18 protein-coding genes are annotated in these 23,024 nt (G+C 65.2%); 6 read left to right on the top strand and 12 right to left on the bottom strand.

What is annotated here, in order from left to right:
- Positions 1-84 precede the first annotated feature (84 nt).
- The 5 genes from AC2CQI_RS15810 (at position 85) to AC2CQI_RS15790 (ending at position 6,100) form a co-directional block, all read left to right on the top strand.
- Positions 85-990, top strand: coding sequence for a LysR family transcriptional regulator (locus tag AC2CQI_RS15810; RefSeq protein ID WP_484577261.1), 906 nt, complete (start codon positions 85-87; stop codon positions 988-990).
- A 106-nt stretch (positions 991-1,096) separates the two neighbouring features.
- Positions 1,097-2,635, top strand: coding sequence for an MFS transporter (locus AC2CQI_RS15805; protein WP_484577260.1), 1,539 nt, complete (start codon positions 1,097-1,099; stop codon positions 2,633-2,635).
- 27 nt (positions 2,636-2,662) lie between these two features.
- The gene (locus AC2CQI_RS15800; RefSeq protein WP_075806383.1) at positions 2,663-3,724 is read left to right on the top strand and encodes an HlyD family secretion protein; all 1,062 of its coding nucleotides are present in this window, start codon (positions 2,663-2,665) and stop codon (positions 3,722-3,724) included.
- Positions 3,721-5,184, top strand: coding sequence for an efflux transporter outer membrane subunit (locus tag AC2CQI_RS15795; RefSeq protein ID WP_075806384.1), 1,464 nt, complete (start codon positions 3,721-3,723; stop codon positions 5,182-5,184). Before AC2CQI_RS15800 ends, AC2CQI_RS15795 begins: the two co-directional genes overlap by 4 nt.
- A gap of 121 nt (positions 5,185-5,305) precedes the next feature.
- Positions 5,306-6,100, top strand: a complete 795-nt coding sequence (locus tag AC2CQI_RS15790; RefSeq protein WP_484577259.1) for an SDR family NAD(P)-dependent oxidoreductase — start codon at positions 5,306-5,308, stop codon at positions 6,098-6,100.
- A gap of 90 nt (positions 6,101-6,190) precedes the next feature.
- Here the strand turns inward: AC2CQI_RS15790 and AC2CQI_RS15785 are convergent, their stop codons facing one another.
- The 3 genes from AC2CQI_RS15785 to AC2CQI_RS15775 form a co-directional block, all read right to left on the bottom strand.
- On the bottom strand, positions 6,191-7,015 hold the full coding sequence (locus AC2CQI_RS15785; RefSeq protein WP_075806386.1) for an SDR family oxidoreductase: 825 nt from the start codon (positions 7,013-7,015) through the stop codon (positions 6,191-6,193).
- 57 nt (positions 7,016-7,072) lie between these two features.
- On the bottom strand, positions 7,073-7,423 hold the full coding sequence (locus AC2CQI_RS15780) for a hypothetical protein (RefSeq protein WP_075806387.1): 351 nt from the start codon (positions 7,421-7,423) through the stop codon (positions 7,073-7,075).
- A 77-nt stretch (positions 7,424-7,500) separates the two neighbouring features.
- Positions 7,501-7,965, bottom strand: a complete 465-nt coding sequence (locus AC2CQI_RS15775; protein ID WP_484577258.1) for a multidrug transporter — start codon at positions 7,963-7,965, stop codon at positions 7,501-7,503.
- Between the two features lie 131 nt (positions 7,966-8,096).
- Here AC2CQI_RS15775 and AC2CQI_RS15770 point away from each other — a divergent pair, with 131 nt between their 5' ends.
- Positions 8,097-10,886, top strand: a complete 2,790-nt coding sequence (locus AC2CQI_RS15770) for an RHS repeat domain-containing protein (protein ID WP_484577257.1) — start codon at positions 8,097-8,099, stop codon at positions 10,884-10,886.
- A 14-nt stretch (positions 10,887-10,900) separates the two neighbouring features.
- Here AC2CQI_RS15770 and AC2CQI_RS15765 read toward each other — a convergent pair whose 3' ends face one another.
- From AC2CQI_RS15765 to algK, 9 genes are all read right to left on the bottom strand, one after another.
- A complete protein-coding gene (locus AC2CQI_RS15765) occupies positions 10,901-12,352 on the bottom strand; it encodes a mannose-1-phosphate guanylyltransferase/mannose-6-phosphate isomerase (protein WP_075806390.1) in 1,452 nt (483 codons plus the stop codon).
- Positions 12,353-12,388: 36 nt separating this feature from the next.
- Entirely contained in the window at positions 12,389-13,045 is a 657-nt protein-coding gene (locus tag AC2CQI_RS15760; RefSeq protein ID WP_075806391.1) for an alginate O-acetyltransferase AlgF, read from the bottom strand.
- Positions 13,046-13,051: 6 nt separating this feature from the next.
- Positions 13,052-14,209 (bottom strand): alginate O-acetyltransferase, encoded by a 1,158-nt coding sequence (locus AC2CQI_RS15755; protein ID WP_484577256.1) that lies wholly within the window; start codon positions 14,207-14,209, stop codon positions 13,052-13,054.
- 11 nt (positions 14,210-14,220) lie between these two features.
- Positions 14,221-15,678 (bottom strand): MBOAT family O-acyltransferase, encoded by a 1,458-nt coding sequence (locus tag AC2CQI_RS15750; RefSeq protein ID WP_075806393.1) that lies wholly within the window; start codon positions 15,676-15,678, stop codon positions 14,221-14,223.
- 205 nt (positions 15,679-15,883) lie between these two features.
- Complete coding sequence (locus tag AC2CQI_RS15745; RefSeq protein ID WP_484577255.1) at positions 15,884-16,975, bottom strand: mannuronate-specific alginate lyase; 1,092 nt, start codon at positions 16,973-16,975, stop codon at positions 15,884-15,886.
- Between the two features lie 7 nt (positions 16,976-16,982).
- Positions 16,983-18,425, bottom strand: a complete 1,443-nt coding sequence (locus AC2CQI_RS15740) for an alginate O-acetyltransferase (protein ID WP_484577254.1) — start codon at positions 18,423-18,425, stop codon at positions 16,983-16,985.
- A gap of 12 nt (positions 18,426-18,437) precedes the next feature.
- Entirely contained in the window at positions 18,438-20,006 is a 1,569-nt protein-coding gene (gene algG, locus AC2CQI_RS15735; RefSeq protein WP_484577253.1) for a mannuronan 5-epimerase AlgG, read from the bottom strand.
- A gap of 18 nt (positions 20,007-20,024) precedes the next feature.
- On the bottom strand, positions 20,025-21,512 hold the full coding sequence (locus AC2CQI_RS15730) for an alginate export family protein (RefSeq protein WP_484577252.1): 1,488 nt from the start codon (positions 21,510-21,512) through the stop codon (positions 20,025-20,027).
- Positions 21,509-22,924, bottom strand: a complete 1,416-nt coding sequence (gene algK, locus AC2CQI_RS15725) for an alginate biosynthesis TPR repeat lipoprotein AlgK (protein ID WP_484577251.1) — start codon at positions 22,922-22,924, stop codon at positions 21,509-21,511. Before algK ends, AC2CQI_RS15730 begins: the two co-directional genes overlap by 4 nt.
- Positions 22,925-23,024 lie beyond the last annotated feature (100 nt).

The following is a 23,024-nucleotide window of genomic DNA, read 5'->3' as shown; positions in this document are numbered from 1 at the left end:
GCCGTGCACTGGATCGTTGCGTCCGGCGCAATCCACTGAGCTGCTAAGATCGCGTTTCCATCATTCGCCAAAGGGAACCCGGCCATGCAACTCCCGGACATGAACCTGCTCGTCGCCCTCGATGCCCTGCTCGACGAAGGCAGCGTGGTCGGCGCCGCCCAGCGCATGAACCTGAGCCCGGCGGCAATGAGCCGGACCCTGAGCCGGATCCGCGAAGCCCTTGGCGATCCGGTCCTGGTCCGCGCCGGCCGCGGGCTGGTGCCGACCCCACGGGCCCTGGCGTTGCAGGAGCAGGTGCGGGTCCTGGTGGAGCAGGCCGGGCAAGTGTTCCGCGGCGGCGACGAGGTGGACCTGCCCAACCTCGACCGGGCCTTCAATATCCGCACCAACGACCTGTTTATCGCCCTCTATGGCGCGCAACTGCTGCGTGCCATGCACGAACAGGCACCTAACACCGTGCTGCGCTTCGTCCCGGAAAGCGGCGGTGACGACGATGCGGTGCTGCGCGACGGGCGCACCGACCTGATCATCAGTTCGAGCATCGACCTCGGTCCGGAGATCAAGGTGCAGAGCCTGTTCAACACCATCTATGTGGGCCTGGCGCGGCGCGATCATCCGATCTTCGAGGGCGAGATCACACCGGAGAGCTTCGCCGCCTATCCGCAGATCAGCGTGTCGCGCCGCGGCCGGGCCAACGGGCCGATCGATGTGGAACTGGCCAACTACAAGGTGCAGCGGCGGGTAGCGCTGATCACCCCGAGCTTCCACTCGGCGATGTTCTCCCTGCCGGCTTCGGACCTGATCCTGCCGATGCCGGCCAACATCCTCAACAGCGTGCACCGCCTCGGCCTGCCGCTGCGCTCCTTCGAGATTCCGCTGCCGATGGAGCGGGTCACGGTGATGCAGGCCTGGCATCCGCGCTTCCATAACGATCCGGCCCACCGCTGGCTGCGCCAGACCCTGAAAACCTGCTGTGAAGTCGACCCGTGAACCACGGATTGCGTCTGGCGCAATCGTAAACTGCCCATAAGTCAGTTTTCGTCAGTAGTCGGGGTTTTTAAACTCCCTCCAGTCAATTTGTTGCTGGAGATTTCTGATGACTTCCCTGTCCGCGCCCCTTGCCGCGCCAGTCGCCCCCCAGGCGGCCGCCCCCGCGCAGCCGGCGTTCGGCCTGCAGGTGGTGGTCGGGTTGTTCGGCGTGCTGCTGGCGGTGCTCTGCGCCGGGCTCAACGAGATGGTGACCAAGGTCTCCCTGGCGGATATCCGCGGTGCCATGGGCATCGGCGCCGACGAGGGTGCCTGGCTGGTGGCGGTGTATGCCGCCGCCTCGGTGTCGGCCATGGCCTTTGCGCCTTGGCTGGCGACCACCTTCTCCCTGCGGCGCTTCACGCTGTCGGCCATCGGCGTATTCGCCGTGCTCGGCCTGCTCCAGCCCTACGCCCCGGACCTGTACAGCCTGATGCTGCTGCGCATCGTCCAGGGTCTGGCTTCCGGGGCGTTGCCGCCGATGCTGATGAGCGTGGCCCTGCGCTTCCTGCCGCCGGGGATCAAGGTCTACGGCCTGGCCTGCTACGCCCTGACCGCCACCTTCGGCCCCAACCTCGGGACGCCGTTGGCCGGACTGTGGACCGAGTATGTCGGCTGGCAGTGGTCGTTCTGGCAGATCATCGTGCCGTCGCTGCTAGCGATGTTCTGCGTCGGCTGGGGCCTGCCCCAGGACCCGCTGCGCCTGGAACGCTTCCGCCAACTGGACTGGCGCGGTGTGCTGCTCGGCCTGCCGGCGATCAGTTCGCTGGTCCTCGGACTGAGCCTGGGCGACCGCTGGGGCTGGTTCGACTCGCCGCTGATCTGCTGGCTGCTCGGCGGTGGCCTGGTGCTGCTGGTGCTGTTCATGTTCAACGAATGGTCCGAGCCGCTGCCGTTCTTCCAGTTGCGCATGCTGGGTCGGCGCAACCTCAGCTTCGCCCTGGTGACTTTGGCCGGGGTGCTGATCGTGCTGTCGGCGGCGATCAGCATTCCTTCGGCGTACCTGGCTCAGGTCCAGGGCTATCGCCCGGCGCAGACCAGCCCGCTGATGCTGTTGGTGGCCATGCCGCAACTGATCTCGCTGCCGCTGGTGGCGGCGCTGTGCAACATCCGCGCAGTGGACTGCCGCTGGGTTTTGGCCTGTGGTCTCGGCCTGCTGGCCCTGGCCTGCCTCGGCGGCACCCAACTGACCTCGGAATGGATCCGCGACAACTTCTACGTCCTGCAACTGCTCCACGTGTTCGGCCAGCCGATGGCGGTGCTGCCGCTGCTGATGCTCTCCACCAACGGCATGAGCCCGCAGGAAGGGCCGTTCGCCTCGGCCTGGTTCAACACGGTGAAGGGCCTGGCGGCGGTGATCGCCGGCGGCCTGCTGGATGCTCTCGGCACCCTGCGCCGGCATTTCCACTCCACCCACCTCACCGACAGCCTGGGCAACGCCCCCTTGCTCGACGACAACGCCGCGGGCCTGGCCAAGCGCATTCATGAACAGGCCCTTGTACTGACTTCGGCCGACCTCTACCTGGTCATGGCCTGCATTGCCGTGGCCCTGATCTGCCTGATTCCTTTCGTGCCTACACGGGTCTACCCACCGCGCGCGGTGGCCTGAGCCCGGATGAATTCGAGAATTTTCGACATGACCAACACCCGCAAGAACATCCTGATCGGCTCGGTGCTCGCCATCGCCGTCCTCGCTGCCATCGGTGCCCCGCACCTGCTGGGCAACGACCACCGGCAGAGCACCAACGACGCCTACGTCAGCGCCGACTACACCGTGGTCGCGCCGAAGGTGAGCGGTTTCATCAAGGAAGTGCTGGTGGAAGACAACCAGCAAGTCCAGGCCGGGCAACTGCTGGCGACTCTCGATGACCGCGATTACCAGGCCGCCCTCGATGCTGCCCAGGCGCAGTTGCTGGTGGCCCGGGCGCAGAGTGCCGATGCTCGCGCGACCCTCGAGCGCCAGGCCGCGCTGATCGCCCAAGCCGAGGCGGCGGTGAAGGCGGCGCAGGCGGAAGCGGCCTTTGCCGATCATGAAACCACCCGCTACAGCCGCCTGGCCGAGCAGGGTGCCGGCACCGTGCAGAACGCCCAGCAGGCGCGCAGCCGGGTCGACCAGGCCCGCGCCCGCCTGGCCAACGCACAGGCCGCACTGCTGGCGACGCGCAAGCAGGTAGATATCCTCCAGGCCCAGGTGGCCAGCGCCGACGGCCAGCTCAAGCGTGCCGAAGCCGGACTGGAGAAGGCCAACCTGGACCTGTCCTACACGCGCATCCTGGCGCCGGTGGACGGCATGGTCGGCGAGCGTGCATTGCGCGTCGGTGCCTACGTCAACCCGGGTGCCCGCCTGCTTTCGGTGGTGCCGCTCAACCACGCCTACGTCGTCGGCAACTTCCAGGAAACCCAGCTTACCCATGTCCAGCCTGGCCAGCCGGTGAGCATCAGCGTCGATACCTTCTCCGGCGAAACCCTGCGCGGCCACGTGCAGAGCATCGCCCCGGCCACCGGGGTGACCTTCGCTGCCGTCAAGCCGGACAACGCCACCGGCAACTTCACCAAGGTGGTCCAGCGCATTCCGGTGAAGATCGTCTTCGACGCCGACCAGCCGCTGCTGGAGCGCCTGCGGGTGGGCATGTCGGTGGAAGCGGTGATCGATACCCAGGGTGACACCCTCAACGGCAAGGAGATCAGCGCGCGATGAACAGCCTGTTTCGCTTGAGCCCGTTGCTGCTCGGCGTGGTACTCGCCGGCTGTACCCTGGGCCCGGATTTCCAGCGCCCGGACAGCCAGGCGCCGCAGCAGTGGGCCGGGTTGCAGGGCGAGGCGGCTGCCAGCCAGCCGGTTGCCGAGCCGCTGGAACTGCGCTGGTGGGAGAGTTTCCACGATGCCCGTCTCAGCGCCCTGATCGAAAAGGTCGCAGCCAACAACCTCGACCTGCGCATGGCCAGTGCGCGGCTGTTGCAGAGCCGCGCCTTGCGCAGCAGCATCGCCGCCGATGAAACGCCATCGGTGGGCGTCAGCGGTGGCTACAGCCGGGCGCGCAACAGCGCTGAAGGGCTGAGCGATCCGTCCGGGAATTCGGGCAAGGCGGCCTACAACCTGTGGCAGGGTGATCTGGTTGCTGGTTGGGAGCTGGACCTCTGGGGTCGGGTACGGCGTCAGGTCGAAGCGGCCGACGCTTCGGTGGAAGTGGCCGAAAACGACCGCCGTAGCGTGCTCCTGGCGCTGCTGGCGGAAACGGCGGGTGACTATATCCAGCTGCGCGCGGTGCAGCACAGCCTGGCGGTGACCCGCGACAACCTCAAGGTCGCGCAGCACAGCCTGAAACTGTCCAATGACCGTCAGGCCCAAGGGGTTGCCACCCGTCTCGATGTGGCCCAGGCCAGTGCCCAGGTGGCCTCCATCGAGGCGCGCTTGCCGACCCTGGAAGCGCGTCAGGCCGATCTGATCAATGCCATCGGCCTGCTTGCCGCCGAGCCGCCGCGCACGTTGCAAAGCGAGCTGCTGGAAAGCGCCGAACTGCCGGCGCCACAACAGCGCTTTGCGATTGGCGTGCCGTCGCAGCTGGCCGAGCGGCGGCCGGATATCCGTCAGGCTGAAGCGCGCCTGCACGCGGCGACGGCGAGCATCGGCGTGGCCAAGGCGGACTTCTATCCGAGCATCCGCCTGTCCGGCAATTTCGGTTTCCAGGCCATGCAGCTCAGTGATTTCGGCGCCTGGGATGCCCGGCGCTTCGCCATTGGCCCGCAGGTTTCCCTGCCGATCTTCGAGGGCGGGCGCTTGAGTGGTGTGCTTGAGCTGCGTGAGGCGCAGCAGCAGGAAGCGGCGCTGAACTACCGCAAGGTGGTACTCGGCGCCTGGCATGAAATCGACGATGTGCTACGCCTGTACAACGCCAGTCAGTTGCGTCGTGACCATCTGGCCGAGGCGGTCAGGCAGAACCGCATCGCCCTGGAAACGGCGCAGCGGCAGTACGTCGAGGGGGCGGTGGACTTCCTCAATGTGCTGAGTGTGCAGGGGGCGTTGCTGGCCAGTGAAGAGCAGTGGATCGACAGCTCGGCGGCGGTGTCCCAGGCGTTGGTGGGGTTGTACAAGGCGCTGGGGGGCGGCTGGCAGGCGTTCGATCTGGCTGAAACACCCCAAATGGCCCAGCACCACTAAACCCTGTGGGAGCTGGCTTGCCAGCGATTGCATTAGTGAATTCACCATGGCAATCGCTGGCAAGCCAGCTCCCACAGTGACCGCGTTGCTCTTTCGATTGATTTAACTCCAGGAGGCCCACATGCAAATCTCCCTCAACGGCAAGCGCGCCATCGTCAGCGGCTCCACCGCCGGCATTGGCCTGGCCATCGCCATCGGCCTGGCCGAGGCGGGTGCCGAGGTGGTGCTCAACGGTCGCAGCCAGGCTCGGGTCGACCAGGCCCTGAAGCAGGTCCGCGACAAGGTCCCGGCCGCCCGCATCATCGGCGTGGCCGCTGACCTCGGCACTGCCGAAGGCGCCCGCCAACTGTTCGAGCAGGTGCCGCAGACCGATATCCTGGTCAACAACCTCGGCATCTTCGAACCCAAGGGCTTCTTCGAGATCAGCGATGATGAGTGGCAGCGTTTCTTCGAGGTCAATGTGCTCAGTGCAGTGCGCCTGTCACGCCACTACGCGCCGGGGATGAAGGAACGCAACTGGGGGCGGGTGTTGTTCCTGTCCAGCGAATCGGCGCTGCAGATCCCCACCGAGATGGTGCACTACGGCACCACCAAGACCGCACTGCTGGCCGTGTCCCGCGGTCTGGCGGAAACCCTGGCGGGCACCGGGGTGACGGTCAACGCCGTGCTGCCGGGCCCGACCCGCTCGGAAGGCGTGGGTGATTTCTTCGGGCAGATGGCCAGGGACCAGGGCGTGTCGACGGCGGAACTGGAAGCCAGCTTTATCGCCGAGCACCGGCCCAGCTCGATCATCCAGCGTCTGGCGACGGTGGAGGAAGTGGCGAACCTGGTGGTGTACCTGGCGTCGAAGCAGGCCAGTGCGACCACCGGGGCGGCGATGCGGGTGGATGGTGGGGTGGTGCGGTCGATTGCCTGATTGTTTGTGGTGTGCTTGAGGGCCCTATCGCTGGCAAGCCAGCTCCCACAGGGTTTTGTGGAGGGCTTGCCAGTGATGAGGCCCTCGAGGTCACAAGGCTCTGTTGAGTCCGAACTTCTTCTTCAGCACCCACTGCAACAACCGCGAAGGCAGCAGGGTCGCCAGCAACGGCAAGGCCCGGCTGCCATTGCCCAACCTCACCAGCCCCGGCACCGGCGACTTGCCCACCGCGGCCAGTACCCCCGCGGCAAACTCGCTGGCCGGCGTCGGCCTGTCCTGCGACGCGCGAGCCCTCGCCCGAACATGCTCGCGCAACGGCCACCAGGCCGATTCCGCTGTCAGCACCTGCTCGGCCTCATGCCCGGCATTGCTGGCGAAACTCGACTGGATTGCCCCCGGCTGCACTTCCATCACGCGAATACCGAACGGCGCCAGCTCCAGGCGCAGGGCATCGCTCAAGGCATGCACCGCCGCCTTCGATGCGCAGTACGCCCCGGCGAACGGCGTGACCAGCACCCCCGAGACACTGCCGATATTCACCACCAGCCCACGACTGCGCCGCAGCGCCGGGAACAGCGCGCGGGTTACCCCGACGACGGCGAAGACATTGGTTTCGAACTGGCGCTGCATGGCCTCGACCCCGCCATCCAGCAGAGGGCCCATGGCCCCATAGCCGGCGTTGTTGATCAGCAGGTCGAGGCCGCCGTGGGCCGCTTCGACAGCCTCGGCCAGCTGTTGCAGGGCCTGGGCGTCATTGACATCCAGCGGCCAGGCGCGGAACCCGGCGGCGGCGAGTTTTTCCACGTCCCCGGCCTTGCGTGCCGTGGCCCAGACGGTATAGCCGGCATCGCGGAAGGTGTCGGCAAGGGCGCGGCCAATGCCGCTGGAACAACCGGTGATCAGGGCGACAGGCATGCTGGACGGTCCTTCGTGATGAGGGGGAAGGACCGATCATACGGGATGCCGCCCGACTCAGTAGAGATCCTTCAGCGCCTTGCAGATTTCTCCGAGGCTGGTCTTGTTGATCGCCACCGGCGGACGGTTGCTCGGCAAGAGGATCTGCGCGGGCAGACCGTCGGCCTGCCATTCGCTGAGCAGGCGGGTGACGGCGAGGTCCTGGCCGGGAGCGCTGTAGTCGTCGATGTTGAGTTCGTAGAACACGAACTGCGGCAGGGCTGGCGCTCGGGCACGGATGTTGGCTTGCAGTTCGAGGCTCAGCGGACAGGTGGTGGAGCCGACGAGAATCATGCCGGGTGTATCGCGTTCATCGGTTTCCAGTAGTCGGGTCAGTGAGTCGAGTCCTTTCAGGCAACGGACGTCCATGGGCTACCTCCTTGGTGGTGAGCCTTCATGAACTTGATTGAATACCCGGATACGGTTTTGCGCACCTGACAAAAATGCTAGTTCGCAAAGCTTCCTTGCAGATGTTCTGCGCGGAACTCGAGGGTTTGCGGGCGATAGCCGGCGCGCAGTGGTGGCAGCGGCAGGCAGTCGCTCCAGTCGGCGCCGGCCTGGAGTTCGCCGGGGCCGCGGTAGCGTGGCGCGGCGTAGGTGTTCTCGGCGAGGTTGACGCTGTCGCCAGGCGCATAGGCCGCGACCCGCCAGCGCAACTCGGTCAACGGTGCGCTGTTGCCGTTGTTCATCCGCACCCGCAGCGGGCGGCCGGCGGGGCATTCCTGCGGCAGGTAGTCCAGACGCAGTTCAAGGCGGGCCAGCTGGCGGGCCTCACGGGTGTCCAGCCACGCCACCCAGGCGCCGACCATGACCAGCCCGAGCAGCGCCGCCAGCGAGACCGGCAGCGCCTTGGCCGGGTAGCGCAGGAGCAGGATCAGCCAGGTGAGGATAAGCAGGATGCCGATGAGCATGGTGGAAACCCCGGGAAAGACGACTCCACGATCCTAGCGGCAAGGGCCCGACCTGTCATTTTTGCCAGCTGTGCCAGTGCGGGTTTGCGGTTATGTTGCAGCGATCAAAGACCAGCGCAAGGATTCCCGGCATGTCCCTCGCTGTCCATGCATTGACGCCTGTCCTGGTAGTTCGCGATGCCCGCGGCCTGGGGCTGCGCGAGGTGAATTACTGTCGTCGTGCGCCCGCCGATCCGTTGCAGCCGCGCATTCAAGGCAGCCAGTACGATGCCGCTGGACGCCTGCGGGCGTGCCGCGACCCACGCCTGTGGGCGCTGCATGAACAGGACGCCGCGACGCCAGCCAACCTGGGCCAGGTGCATTCCTTGTCTGACCGGGTGGTATGGCGTGAGAGCGTGGACTCGGGAACTGTTTGCAGCCTGTTCGGCGAAGCGGGACAGGTGGTGCGGGCCGAAGATGGCAAGGGCGTTTGCCGTGAGTTCGACTACGACGCGATGCTGCGGCCCACTGCGCTGCATGAGCAGGCCAACGGTCAACCGCGAGCCTGTCGCGAGCGTCTTGGCTATGCCGATGCCGCCCCTGAGCACGCTGCGCAGAATGCCTGCGGGTGCCTGCTGCGCCACGACGACACGGCGGGAACCCGGGAATTGCGGGGTTACGCCCTGAATGGTGAGGTCCGCAGCGAGGTCCGCCGTTTCAGCCGTGATGCGCAATCGCCGGACTGGCCGGTGCCGATTGCGGAGCGGGAGCTGCTGTTGGAGTCTGATACCGCAGCGGTTCTCTATTGTCACGGCCCGCTCGGCGAGGTGCTGGAACAGACGGATGCCAGCGACAATCGCCAGTCGCTCGGCCTGACCCTGTGCGGTGAGCTGCGCGAAATGCGGGTGCAGCTCAAGGATGGTAGCCAGCACATGCTGCTGGTGGCTGCCCGCTACAACGCCTTCGGCCAGATGGAAGAGGAAATCCTGGGCAATGGCGTGCGCCTGCAACGTCTTTATCGCGAGGAAGATGGCCGCCTGTCGCAGCTTGCTGCCCGGCGCAGAAACGGCGACCTGCTGCAGGAGTTGCACTACGAATACGACCCGGCAGGTAATGTGCTGTCCATCGAAGACCGGGCCATGCCGGTGCGCCATTTCGCCAATCAGCAGGTCGAACCGCGTTGCGAGTACGGCTACGACAGCCTTTACCAACTGATCGAGGCGAAAGGCTGGGAAGCCGGCGCGGCCAGCAAGGGACCAGGTTCGCTGCTCGATCCCGGAGCGGTGAGCAATTACCGGCAAAGCTATGAATACGACGCCGGGGGCAACCTCCTGCACCTGGTGCATGCCGGCGCCCAGGCCCACGGTCGCACGCTGGTTGCGGCAAGACACTCCAATCGCTGCCTGCCGGCCAATGAAGACTTCGAGAGAGGCTTCGATGCCAACGGCAATCTGCTGTGCCTGCAACCGGGGCAGACGTTGTCTTGGAACACGCGTAACGAACTGCGCGAAGTCCGGCCGGTGATCCGCGCAGGCGGCTCCGACGATTGGGAGCGGTATCTCTACGACGGTGCCGGCCGGCGCGTACGCAAGCTCGGCAGAGCGCAAGCCGCGAAGCGAATCCACAGCCGCGAGGTGCGGTATCTCCCGGGGTTGGAGCGGCATGACAACGGTAGCGAGCGTCTTGAGGTCATCACGGTCCAGGCCGGGACCTGCGGTGTGCGCATTCTCCACTGGCTGCAAGGGCGGCCTGCCGGCGTGGCGCAGGATCAGGTACGTCATGCGCTTGGCGATCATCTCGGCTCCGTCTGCCTGGAACTGGATGGCGAGGCCGCGCTGCTCGGTCGTGAAGTCTTTCATCCCTTCGGCAGCACCGCCTGGTGGGCGGGGCGCAACGAGGTCGAGGCGGGCTACAAGACGGTACGGTATTCGGGCAAGGAGCGGGATGCGAGTGGGCTGTATTACTACGGTGCCCGATATTACCGGGCCGACTGGCAGCGTTGGTTGAATCCGGATCCGCTAGGAGAGGTGGAGGGTTTGAACCTCTTCCGGTTTGTGCTTAATACGCCGATCGGATGGGTAGACATCGAGGGATATAGTGGTTTTCCATTTCAAGCGATCGAGTCAAGCGAGGTCGTGGCCTTGGCCCGAGCAGGAAATTACCTGGGCGCTCAGGCAGCGGCTCGACGGAAGCCTTCCAGAGACATCAGGGTTATCAACAATTGGATCCTGTCCCAGGTTCCGAGCATCGATTTTCAATCAATGACACTGTTCGACAACCGCCTGAACAATAGCCTCTACAAGGCATCATCGAAAGTTGAAGGCATTGATTTCATCGTAAAGAAAATGCACTCGCCTGAGCGGGCCCAGCGCGAGGAACTGGCTTACCAGATCAGCGAGGCACTCGGTTTCCATGTCGTGCCGCCGGCCAAGGCCCGGGCCAAGTCGTTGGTTCAGCAGATGGTACCGAACATCAAGGATTCCCGGCGAAGCGAGAGGACGCCTTCTGCCCGGGACAGACTGTTCTATTTCCTTATCAACGAGTTTGACGATAACTCCGGTAATCAGCTATGGGATGATTCGGGTGGCGTGCAGTTGATCGACCATGAGGCTGCGTTCAGTACCCGAAAGAATGCCGTGTACAACTTGTCCACTATCGATTTGACCAGCGCCTTCGACTCGAGGAGCTGGGTGCGATTCAAAGCTATCGATGACTTGGAATGGAAATCCATCTTGGGTGGTGATACGCCGAAAATTTCCAAAGTGGAAGCCAAGGCGTTTATCGCACGGATCCACGACACCAAAAAAGCGGTGCAAAAAGGGATCGACAAGGGCGTGATGGGTTTTGCCATGAAGCAAGGTGCATCCCAGGCAATACGCTCAACGACCAGCGCGAGTCTTGCTTGGCGAAACGGTCTCACCAGCCCGTCACGGGGCTGGTGAGACAGCATTTGAACTTACTGCGCAATGGTCTTGATCGAAACCCCACGCTCCACCGGCGTCGAGCGCCCGTAGATATCCTCGAAGCGCTCGATATCGTCCTCGCCGAGGTAGCTGCCGGACTGCACCTCGATGATCTCCAGCGGGATCTTGCCCGGGTTGCGCAGGCGGTGGATCGAGGCGATCGGGATGTAGGTGGACTGGTTCTCGGTGAGCAGGAAGACGTTCTCGTCACAGGTCACTTCGGCGGTGCCGGAGACCACGATCCAGTGCTCGGCGCGGTGGTGGTGCATCTGCAGCGAGAGGCTGGCGCCGGGCTTGACCGTGATGTGCTTGACCTGGAAACGCCCACCCATGTCCACCGAGTCGTAGGAACCCCACGGTCGGTACACCTCGCAGTGGGTCTGGGTCTCGCTGCGGCCCTGGGCATCCAGGGTGTTGACCAGTTGCTTGACCCCCTGAACCTTGTCCTTGTGGGCGATCATCATGGCGTCCTTGGTTTCGACCACGACGATGTTTTCCAGGCCGATCACCGAGACCAGCTTGCCGTTGCCATGGATCATGCAGTTGTGGCTGTCCTGCACCACCACGTCGCCCTTGGTGACGTTGCCGTTGTCGTCCTTGGGGTGCACGTCCCACAGCGACGACCAGCAGCCGACGTCGCTCCAGCCGGCGGTCAGCGGCACCACGCAGGCGCGCTGGGTCTTTTCCATCACCGCGTAGTCGATGGAGTTGTCCGGGCAGCAGGCGAAGGTGGCTTCGTCGATGGTCAGGCTGTCGCCGTCCTCCTGGCTGCGCTCCAGGGTCAGCAGGCAGGTGTCGTAGATGTCCGGGTCGTGCTTTTTCAGCTCTTCGAGGAAGCGGCTGGCGCGGAACAGGAACATGCCGCTGTTCCAGAAGTAACCACCGGCCTGGACGAATTCCCGGGCGCGTTTTTCATCGGGCTTCTCGACGAACTGGGCGACCCGGCTGACGCCCTCGGGCAGCAGCGCGTCCTGGCTGGAGCGGATATAGCCGTAGCCGGTTTCGGGCTTGGTCGCGGGGATGCCGAACAGCACCATCTCGCCGCGCTCGGCCGCCACGGTGGCCAGGGCCAGGGCGCGTTGCAGGGCTTTCTGGTCGTCGATCACATGGTCGGCCGGGAGCACCAGCATCAGCTCGTCGCGGCCTTCGTTGACCAGCTTCATGGCGCTCAGGGCCACCGCCGGCGCGGTGTTGCGGCCGAAGGGCTCCATGAGGATGGCCTGGGTCTCCAGGCTCAGGTTGCCGAGCTGCTCGTTGACGATGAAGCGGTGGTCCTTGTTGCACACCACGATGGGCGCGTCCATGCCTTCGAAGACCAGGCGCGACAGGGTCTGCTGGAACAGGGTGTCGTCACCGGTAAGGGCGAGGAACTGCTTGGGGAACTGTTTGCGCGACAGGGGCCACAGACGCGAACCGTTACCGCCGGACAGGATGACTGGAATCATGGTTGTACTCTCCGAAATATAAAGTTGGGCAGTGGATTAACGGGTCGCTACCGGGCGCTTGACCCAGACCGGGGACAGATTGCTGCCGGAGCCGGTGACGTAGAGCACGGCTGCTTCTCCGCGCTCGAGGGCGACCGGTTTCAGGTCGCTGACTTTCTTGTCGCCTTCGTACAAGGCCAGGTTGACCTTGACCGGGTTGATCTCGCGCTCGCCGCGGCCGGCGGCGGCCACCGGCTTGACCACTTCGGTCTTGCCGTCGGCGGTCTTCAGGGTCAGGGCCTGGTCGCTGAGGTTCTGCACCCGCACCAGGGATTTCTGCTTGTTGCGGAACGGCGGTTCTTCCACCAGCTGCGGCTTGCCGTCGGCGTGGTTGACCAGGGTGTAGTAGTGGTCGGCGGAGAGCTTCACCGGCAGGCTCGCGTTGCCCACCTTGGCGCTGTAGTCGCCTTGCGGCATGAAGCTGAAGTCGCTGCTGGCCTGGGCCCCGACCTGGTTGATCGGGGTGTTGCCGACGCTGGCGGCGACCGGCTGGCTGGAGGCGTTGTACAACCGCACGAAGGTCGAACCCTTCGGCGCGCTCGGGCCATACAGTGCGGCGTCGCCGCCGGCCCAGGCTTGCAGCGAGGCGAGGGTGAGGCCGGCAGCGAGGGCGCAGGCTTTGGCGATACGGTGCTTGGACGTTTGCATGTGCATTTCCTCTTAGTGTTCGGTCCGGATGGACGTCAGGGCCAGCTCTTGATCGGAGTTGCGGGTTTTCTTCAGTTGCGCGATCCATTGCGGGTCGAAGCCGCTGAGGTCGTTCTTGATTGGCAGATAACGCTCGGGGAATTCCCAGACCACCAGTTGCGGCGGGCTGTTCTTGAACTCATCGCTTTGCAGGTACTTGAGCATCGGCAGGATCGGCCCGTGGCCGTCCTCGGCGTAGTTGGCGACATCGCTGTGCAGGGCCTGCTGCAGGGCGCCGAGGAAGTTCCAGTTGGGGTTGGCGCTGTAGCTGGTGCCGACCAGGGCCACGGGGATCTGCTTGTCGGCGAACAGGGCGTCGCCGCCGCCGTTGTCAGCCTCGACCGCGCGGGTGCTGCGTTTCTGCAACTGGTCCGGCTTGGGCAGCAGGTTGCTGAACAGCGGGTCCAGCGGCAGGAAGTTGGTCAGGTCGCCCTTGTACGGCGCCTGCTGCTGGTTTTCGGTGATGAAGGTCTGCGGCTCGCCGTTGAGCAGGGTCTGCCGGGAGACCGCCTCGGCCAGTTGCTGGGCGGCGACTTCGGCGCCCATCGGTGTCCAGTGGCTGTCGGTACGCAGAAACACCTGGCCGCGAGCCTTGGCCGCTTCCAGCGGGCCGAACAGGTCGGGGGCGAAGATGTTGGCCTGGCGCGCCTGGGCGTGGAAGCTGTTGTACAGATCATGGTGGACGCTGGCCGGGGCGCGCACGCCGATGTACTCGGGATACACCCGGGCCTTGGCCGGGATGATCGCCAGCACCAGTTCCACGCCCTGTTTGCGCAGGGTGTCGCGCACGCCGCGGAGCAGGGCCAGGTTTTCGTTGCGGGTCAGCTCGCCGTCGGCCGCCGGCTTGAACTCCTCGTCGCTGAACAGCCACTGGTCACGGCCCAGCACCACGCCGGGACGGCCTTCGTTGAACAGCTTGAAGTCCAGCGCCGCCCACAGGTTGGTGCCGATGCGCTTGAGCGGGAACTGCTCGTCGTAGTGGGTCTCGGCGGCCTTGGCCAGCTTGCCGTCGAGCAGGCTCATCTGCGCCGTGCGGTGGAACCCGGCGAGCCCGCCGAGGGACCAGATACCCAGCGCCGAAAGCAGGGCGAGGAACAGCAGCGAGTAGAAGATGCGAAGTGATCGGGTCATGGTCGGCTCGCTCAGAACTGGAAGTAGAGGAAGGGCGAGTAGCTCTGCGCGGAGAGCTTGAGGATCGACGCGACGAACAGCAGCAGGACCAGCACGCGGGTGGCGTACAGGCTCCAGTCGAGGCCGACGCTGCCGTCGTGGTGCACCACCACCGGGCTGGCCTTGGCGGTCGGCTTGGCATTGCGATAGAAGTCGCGCAGGCCGAACCAGGCCAGGGTGATGTAGGCCAGGATCAGGGTCGCCACCTGCAGGCCGGTGAGGCTGGCGCGGTTGAGCTCCGAGAGGTTCCAGTCACCGAGGCTGAACATGGCGGCGTACATGCGCCCGGCCACGTGCAGGTTTTCGGCGCGGAAGATCACCCAGCCGATCACCACCAGCAGGAAGGTGAAGGCCCATTTGACCGGGTTGAAGCGCTGCGGGTTGGTGTCCAGGCCCAGGGCCCGCTCGATCGCCAGCCACATGCCGTGCCAGGCGCCCCAGATGATGTAGGTGAAGTTGGCGCCGTGCCACAGGCCGCCCAGGAGCATGGTCAGGAACAGGTTGCGGTAGGTGGCGAAGGTGCCGCCGCGGTTGCCGCCGAGGGTGATGTACAGGTAGTCGCGCAGCCAGGTCGACAGGCTGATATGCCAGCGCCGCCAGAACTCGGTGATCGACTGGCTGATGTACGGCTGCTTGAAGTTCTCCATGAAGCGGAAGCCCATCATCAGGCCCAGGCCGATGGCCATGTCGCTGTAGCCGGAGAAGTCGAAGTACAGCTGCGCGGTGTAGGCCAGGGCGCCGAGCCAGGCGTCGCCGGTGCTGGGATTTTCCAGGGCGAAGCAATGGTCGGCGACCACCGCCAGGGTGTCGGCGATGAAGACCTTCTTGATGAAGCCCTGCATGAAGCGGGTGCAGCCCTCGGCGAACTTGTCGACGGTGTGGGTGCGGTGGTTGAACTGGTCGGCGAGGTCCTTGAAGCGCAGCACGGGGCCGGCGATCAGGTGCGGGAAGATCGCGACGAAGGCGGCGAAGTCGATCAGGTTGCGGGTCGCCGGGGTGTCGCCGCGGTACACGTCGATGATGTAGCTGATCGACTCGAAGATGTAGAACGAGATCCCGATCGGCAGCAGCACGTGGGTCAGGATGAACGGCTCCAGGCCGAACGAGGCCATGATCGCGTTGATGCTGTCGACGCCGAAGTTGGCGTACTTGAAGTAGCCGAGGATGCACAGGTCGACGGCCACGCCCAGCAGCAGCCAGCGCTGGGCAGACTTTGTGCGGACTCCGGCGGCGCCGACTTTCAGGCCGATCCAGTAGTTCCACAGGGTGACCCCGGCGAACAGGGCGAGGAAGTCCACCCGCCACCAGGCATAGAACAGGTAGCTGGCCAGCAGCAGGAGCAGGTTGCGGTAGCGTTGCCCGCTCAGGTAGTACAGGCCGAGGAAGATCGGCAGGAACAGGAACAGGAACACGTTGGACGAGAAGACCATCCGGGTTCTCCTTGGTGGTCAGCTACGGGGCAACAGCGCCCCCCAAACCCCCCAACCATCCGGTTGGGGGAAACCAATGAATCAGTGTCGCTGCGGTCCCTGTGGGAGCTGGCTTGCCAGCGATAGGGCCAGCAGGTTCAGCAGAGGTGTCCAGTCGGGCCTCATCGCTGGCAAGCCAGCTCCCACAGGGGCCGTGTCAAGCCGCCTATTTGCGCTCGGCCCCCGGGTCATACACCCGCGTCACATCCCCGCCGAGGCGGAAGCTGTTGAACGGCTGCATCCCGTGCCGACGCTGCTGCACATCGCCGTTGCACTGGTAGAGGCTGCACCACGGCTCGAGCCAGGCGTACTTGCTGTCGACCTTGAGGTCGTCCATATCCTGCTTCTCGCCGTTCTTGCCCTTGAACGCCGAAGGATCCTTCGACCCACCCAGCACCCGCTCGCCCAGGCGCTTCAGGGCCTGGTGGTTTTCATCCTTCAGGTCTACGCCATTGACCTGGGCAAAGCTGGCGATCATCGCCAGCGGCGGCAGGGCGTAGTTGTGGTAGGCGAGGGCGCGCTGCTTGCGCTTGAGCTCGTTCGGCAAGAAGCCCTGGTCATCCACCTGGTTGGCGGCGACGCGGTACTCCTTCACCGACCAGTCGAACAGGTCGCGGCGGTCGGTGGCCACGGCCGTCGCCATCACCGACCAGGCCGCCCAGTAGCTGTGGTTGTTGATCTTCGCCAGCGGCAGATCGCTCCAGTCGGCAACCACCTGGTCGGCCACGCGGCCGAACCATTTCTCGATTTCCTCGGCCTGGGCCTGGTGCGCCGCCAAGGGCTTCGCGTTGGAGAACTTCAGGCGCAGCCACGAACCGCTGAGGCTGCCCAGGGCCCATTTGCGCATGGACTTGCCGGTGTGGTTGAAGTCCTTCGACAGCAAGGCATCGGCCCGCGCCCAACTGCCCATCCAGGTCAGGGCACAGTCGAGCTGCGCCGGACGCCCGTCGCGCATGTACTGGGTGACCAGCTTGGCCACCCCGCGCTCCAGGGTGGTGATGTCCTTGGTCGAGTCGCGGAAGGCCTGCTCGGACGCCTTGTTCAGGGTCGAGCGCGCCGAGTCCGAGCCCTCGTACTTGCTGCGGAATTGCAGGCTGCCGGTGTAGGGCGTCGGCACCGCTTCGCACTGGAAGTTGCCGTCGCCGGTCTTCTGTTTCTCGATGCCGGCGTAGTAGCCCTGGGGCGGCACCAGCCCGGCGAACGCCTGGCTGGATAGCCCGAGCAATACCGCGCTGGCGAGCATGCTGAGTCTGTTCATGGGGTCCTCACAGTCCGGCCTGGGCGTTGCGCGGGGCATCGCCGACAGGGCCGCGTTTGCACAGGGTGGCCTGGACTTTCTGGGTGCCGTTCTCCGGGCCTTGCAGCTCGACGGCGAGCAGGGTCTGGCTGGCCCAGTCCTCGTCTTCACGCAACTGGAAGGCGAAGCGGCCGTCGGTGTCGGAGGTGGTCGGCTTCTCGATCTTGATGTCCTCATGGCGGCCATTGAGGTACCAGAGGGTGGCCTGCATGACCTTGACCGAGGTGTCTTCGAAACGGATGTCGAGCTGGTGGTTGCGGTTGGTCAGGTCCTTGATCACGCCATCCCGGCCGTTGACCATCAGTTCGTTCTTGCCCGGCTTGATCGCGGTGCTGGCGCTCATCTGCGCCGGCTTGCCTTCGCAGCCGTTGTCGAGCAGGGCGAGCATCTGCCGCCAGATGGTTTCCTGGTTCAGCGGGTACAGCGGGGAGAATTCCCAGACCAGGATCTTCGGCGGGTTCTTCCTGAATTCCTCGCTGCCCAGGTACTGGATCATCGAGCCTTCCAGGCCACCACCGGGGAAGGCGACGTTGAGCACGTCGGCGCCGATGTACTGTTCGAGGAAGCCGGAGAAGTTGTAGTTCTTGCCACTGTGGCTGGTGCCGACCAGGGTGATCTGCGCATTGCCGGAATCACCGAAGAGGTCGTCGCTGCCGCCGCTGGAGCCCTTCGGCTCGGTGGCGAACTGATCCATGTACTGCACGGCGTAGCTGGTGCCGCAGAGCTGGCCGGCGACGTTGTGCAGGGTGCCGGTCTTGCCCATGCGTCCGGATTTCTTCGTTTCGAACTCCTTGCGCGGAATGCCTTCGAAGGCCGGCATGGCGTGCACGGTGTCGGCGACGATCTTCGCCGCGCGCTCGGCGCCGTAAGGGGTCCAGTGCTGGTCGCCACGGAAATAGAAATCCTTGCCCTGGTCGGCCGCCGCCAGTTGCTCGTTGGTCAGCGGCGACAGGTCGGGCACGTTGTAGCCCATGCCCTGGAAGCGCTTGAGCATGGCCTGGTAGTTGCCCAGGGCCTTCTGGTAATCGAACTTCGCTTTCTCTTCCGGGGTAAGCATGTTGCGGTTCACCAGGCCGCGGGTCGGCTGGTAGACGACGACCAACTCAACGCCACGGGCCTTGAAGGCGTCATGCAGTTGCTGCAGGCGCTTGTAGCCGGCGGGGGTGGTGTTGAACTCGGTGCGCAGGTCTTCCTTGGTACGGAACAGCCAGTCACCCTTGGCCTGCACCAGGGTGGTGAAGTTCTGCTGGTAGCGGGTGGTGTAGCGGCTGGCGTCGTGGGCCTCGGGGCACAGTTGGCAGCACGGTTCGGCGCTGAAGCTCGGCGCCGTGACCTGGTCGGCGCGCGCGCCATTGCTGATCGCCAGCAGGGCGGCACTGAGGCCCAGGAGTTTGATCAGATGTGGAGTCATGTTCGGGCTTCCTCAGTCGGCCATTTCGGTCTGTCGTTCGACCGGGTCGATCAGCACGGCCTTCTGCTGGCGCACCATCAGGTCGAGGATCTCGTTCTGCCGTTCGCCCAGCACGCCGGACAAACTGATACCGCTGGCCTTGCTCGGCGCCAGCATCGATACGCGGTACAGCTCCACGCTCAGCGGCGAGTCGATGGACAGCGGGCCGCTGCCGTTGGCCGCCAGCTCGCCGCCGACCAGGATCAGCGAGACCTTGGTGTCGAAGGGGTCGAGGGCGATGTCGCGGTCGGTGTCGGAGAGGTCCTTGATATGGCCGTAGACGCCGACCAGGCCGTTGGCCATGGCGAGGTTTTCGTAGAGACGGATGTTCACGCTGTTGCGCACGCGGATGCCGTGGCGGCGGTTGCTGATCAGCTTGTTGCCCCAGATCAGGTTGTCGCCGCTTTCGTACAGGGTGATGCCGTCGGTGTGGTTGCGGTAGATCTCGTTGTAGGCGATCAGGTTGTTGACGCTGTTACGGTCGATCACCACGCCGGAGAGCTTGTTGTCGTAGCTCTTGTTGTTGATGATCCAGCTGTCGTTGACCTCGCGGGAAATGATGATCCCGTGCTTCTTCTTGGTCCCGTAGACCGTGTTGCCGGCGATGATCAGGCGGTGCGAACGGTCGTGGGGGTCGATGCCGTAGACGATGTTGTCGCTGTAGGTGCTGTCCTTGACCACGAAGTCGCTGGTCTCGTAGCAGTAGAAGCCGTACCACATGTCGCTGAAGGTCGAACCGATGATCCAGCCGGTGGGTTCGGCCCGGCCCATCTGCTTGGCCATGTTCGGCGTGTACTGCGAGATGCTGACCCCGTAGGACTTGCTTTTCGCGTAGCCGAAGTTGGCCATGGTGCTGTTGACGATGTAGGTCTCGGTACCGCCCCACGACAGCAGGAACGGGCGGAATTCATCCGGCTTGCGGAAGGTCGCCGGGCCGTTTTCCTTCTCGCGCCAGCCGATCACCCGGGTGTCGCTGACGAACAGCTTGCCGTCGTTGACCATGAACGAGCCGCCTTCCTGGGACAGGCGCAGTTCCTTGACCTTGCCGTCGATCTCCAGGGTCGCGCCGTGGCCGACCACGATCGGCAGGCGGGCCAGGTACACGCCGGGCGAGGTCTGGCGGAGGAAGCGCTCGGGGACTTTCTTCGCCAGCTCGGTGAAGTTCACATGGCCGCCGTCGATGAAGATCGCCTGGGGAATGCCGCGCTGGCGGGCCACCCATTCGGCGCCCTTGTTGTCGCCGCCGATGAATTCCTTGAGCACGTCTTCCTGGAGCATGCGCCGCACCGAGACCTTGCCCGGCTTGCGGCGGTCGATCTTCTTCTGCACGGCCTCGGCGGTGTAGCCGGAGAGGTCCGGCAGCTTCGGCGGGTCGAGGTGCAGCGGCTCCACCGGCGCGGTGCTGACGGTGTAGGTCCTGGCCTGTTGCAGCTCCTTGGCCACCGACGGCGCCGGCTGCGGGTTGCTGGCCTGGGCGACGCCGGCGGCCAGCAGCAGGGCGCCGGTCAGCAGGGCGTGAAGCCTGTTCGCGTGAAGGTTCATGTCAGTGCTCTCCGCCCATCAGAAGCGCCAGACCACGTCGATGAAGGCGCGGTGCATGTACGAGTCGGCCTCTTTGCCGTAGGCGTCGCCCGGCTTGAATACGCCGCCGCGAAAACGCACCAGCGCCGAGGGTTCGTCGATGGATTTGCTCAGGGCTGCCGGCAGCAGGCCCTGCTTGAAGTACTTGGTGACCACCAGGTCCATCTCCTGCCCGACATCCTTCTCGCCCTGGACCAGCGGACGGTTGATGCCGCCGTCGTCGACCACTGCGTTGATGCCGCTGCCGCCAAGGTTCTGGTCACCGTCGACGCGCCAGAACTTGTGGTAGATCAGGCTGGCGTCGTAGTCGTCGCGCAGTTGCCAGGAGGTGAACAGGGTGGCCGCCTGCAGGTTGCCCAGCTCGCCGCGGAAGGCTTCGCCGAAGCGGTGCACGCGGGAGCGGGTGCCGGTCCAGTTGGAGCGGTTGGATTCCAGGCCGGTCTGCTCATAATTGTTCGAGCCGTCGCTGCCACCGCCGCCGCTGCCCCGGGCATAGGCCGCGCCGACCTGCCAGTTGGGGTCGAGGCGCAGGCGGATGCCGAGGTCGGTGGCCCAGGCGTTGACGTCGCCGCTTTGCTTGCCGGTCGCCACCTGGTCGTTGCCCACCGTGGTGCTGCTCAGGGTGTCGCGGTCGCCGGTCAGCCAGGTCACGCTGCCCCAGTAGTTGAGGGTGTTCTGGTTGCGCCAGTTGTAGGCGTCGCTGTTGGCTTCCAGGCCCAGCCAGGTGAGGTCGCCGGTGCGGGTCTTGTCGAGGGCGTCGAGGGTTTCGCCGGGGCTCTTGAGCTTGCCGTCGTCATGGGTATGGTGGGCGCGCAGGCCGACCCAGTGGCCCGGGGTCCACTGTGCGGCGATATCGCCGTAGACGTGCAGGCGGTCCTTGTCTTCGGCAGCCAGCTCGGTGAGGTCGGTGCGGTACTCGCTGAAGCGTTCGGCCACGCCCAGGTTGGCGCGCAGCAGGGTGGTGTCGAAGGTCCAGTTCAGCGCTTCGATATTGGTGTCGCGCCACATGCCGTCGTCGTTGCGCAGGCGCTGGCGGCCGAAGCGCAGCTCTTCGCCGGGGTAGGCGGTGAAGCCCTTGTAGCCGACCCAGAACTCGCGCATCGCCAGGTAGTTTTTCTTGGCTTCGCGGTCGTCATTCGAGCTGTTGGAATCCTGGATCTCGCTGCCGTCGGCGGACTGGCGGCTGGTGTCGGTCTCGATGATGTCGGTGGCGGCCACCGCCTGGCCCATGGCGTAGGCGCTCCAGTCGCCGCGCTCGAAGTACACCCAGGGGCGCAGGTCGACACCGAGGCCGTTGACGTCGCCGCCATCGCGGGTGCCGAGGTCGCGGTCGTCTTCGGACTGGCCGGTGATCTTCACCTCCAGGCCGAAGTTCTTTTCAGCGGTTTCGGCGGCCAGGGTCGGGCACGCCCAGAACAACGCGAAACTCAGGCCGAGACCGGCTTTCATCCACGGGTTGAGCATCATAGGGAAGCGTCCTCACCTTGTTCTTCTTCAGGGCTTTTCACAGCTTGCAGGGCCAGCGCGCCAGGCCCTGGACCGAGGGCGCCACGGGCGGCGCGCTCCTGTTCCAGCAGGCGCTGGGCGGCGGCTTTCTGTTGCGGATCGAGTTGGCTGTCCAGCTCGCCGGCCAGGGCGGTCGATTGCTCGCTCGGGTTGGCCTGGGCCAGCTGGGCGAAGACCCAGGCATTCACCGGGTTCTGGCGGATGCCATGGCCTTCGCTGTAGAGCTGGGCCAGGGCGTAGTCGGCACTGAGCTGGCCACCGCGGGCGGCCTGGAGCAGGTGGTCGACCGCTTTCTGCGGCTCGACATTGCCCAGGTAGCCACGGCGATAGAGCTGGCCGAGGTAGTAATGGGCGCTGATCTCGCCGGCATCGGCGGCGGCCAGCAGATGGGTTTCGGCCTGTTTAGCGTCGGCCGGGAGGGTCTTGCCTTCGTAGTAGAGGCGACCCAGCAGCAGCTCGGCGCGGGGCTGTTCGGCGTCGCGGCCCTTGTCGATGTATTCCAGCAGCTTGTCGCTGTCGCCCAGCTCGGGGAAGTCGTAGAGCAGTTGCGCCAGGCTGACCCAGGAGGCCGGGTTCTGCGGGGCGATGTCTTCGAGCAGGGCCTGGGCGGTTTTTTCGTCGGTCTGGCCGAGGCTGCGGTCGGCGAGCACGCGGGCCACGCTGTCGACCCGGCTGGCGGGGACGGTGCCGCGCTTGTAGGCCGCTTTCAGCTGGTCCAGCAGCGCCGCCTGTTGTTCCGGCTGGGCGCGTTTCTGGTACACGGTGGCCAGTTCGACGTAGCAGATATCGGTGGTGTTCAGGGCGGCCTTGCAGATCCGTTCGACCTCGGCCAGGTGCTGGTCGTAGGTGTTCTGGGTGCGATAGAGCAGGACCTGGGCCAGGCCGGCTTCCGGGTAACCGGCGGCGCGCCACTGGTCGATCTGCTGCTGGGCGTTGACCTTGGGGAAACTCTGCGGGTATTGCAGGTAGAGCATCGCCAGGGGGATCAGGGTGTTGCCTTCGCCGCTGGCGAAAGCCTGCTTGAGCAGGGCCTCGGCTTCGTGGCGTTCGGCTTCGCTGCTGTCGGGCTTGGCGACGAGCAGGCGGCCGAGGCGGGCCTGGGCGCGGGACGAAGTTGCAGCGGCATCACGGTAGGTGGCTTCGGCCTGCTTCAGCTTGGCCGGGTCGCCGGTTTCCACCTGGATATCGGCGAGGCCGACCTGGGCTTCGCTGTAGCCGAGGTCGGCGAGCTGCCGGTAGTTGCGCTCGGCGGTGGCGGTGTCGCCGTTTTTCAGGGCTTCGTTGGCCAGGCGCTGGTCGGGGAGGCCGGCGCAGCCGGTGAGGCTTATGGCCAGGGCCAGGGCACACATCAGGGGTGTGGCTGATGGCCTCATCGCTGGCAAGCCAGCTCCCACAGGGTTCGAGGCTGCCCACGATACCGAGTCCGACTCAGGTCCTGTGGGAGCTGGCTTGCCAGCGATTGCGGTCACCGCG

This window comes from Pseudomonas sp. P2S-1, assembly GCF_057197725.1.
The sequence above is the reverse complement of the archived record's forward strand: the minus strand, read 5'-3'. Positions and strand labels throughout refer to the sequence as shown.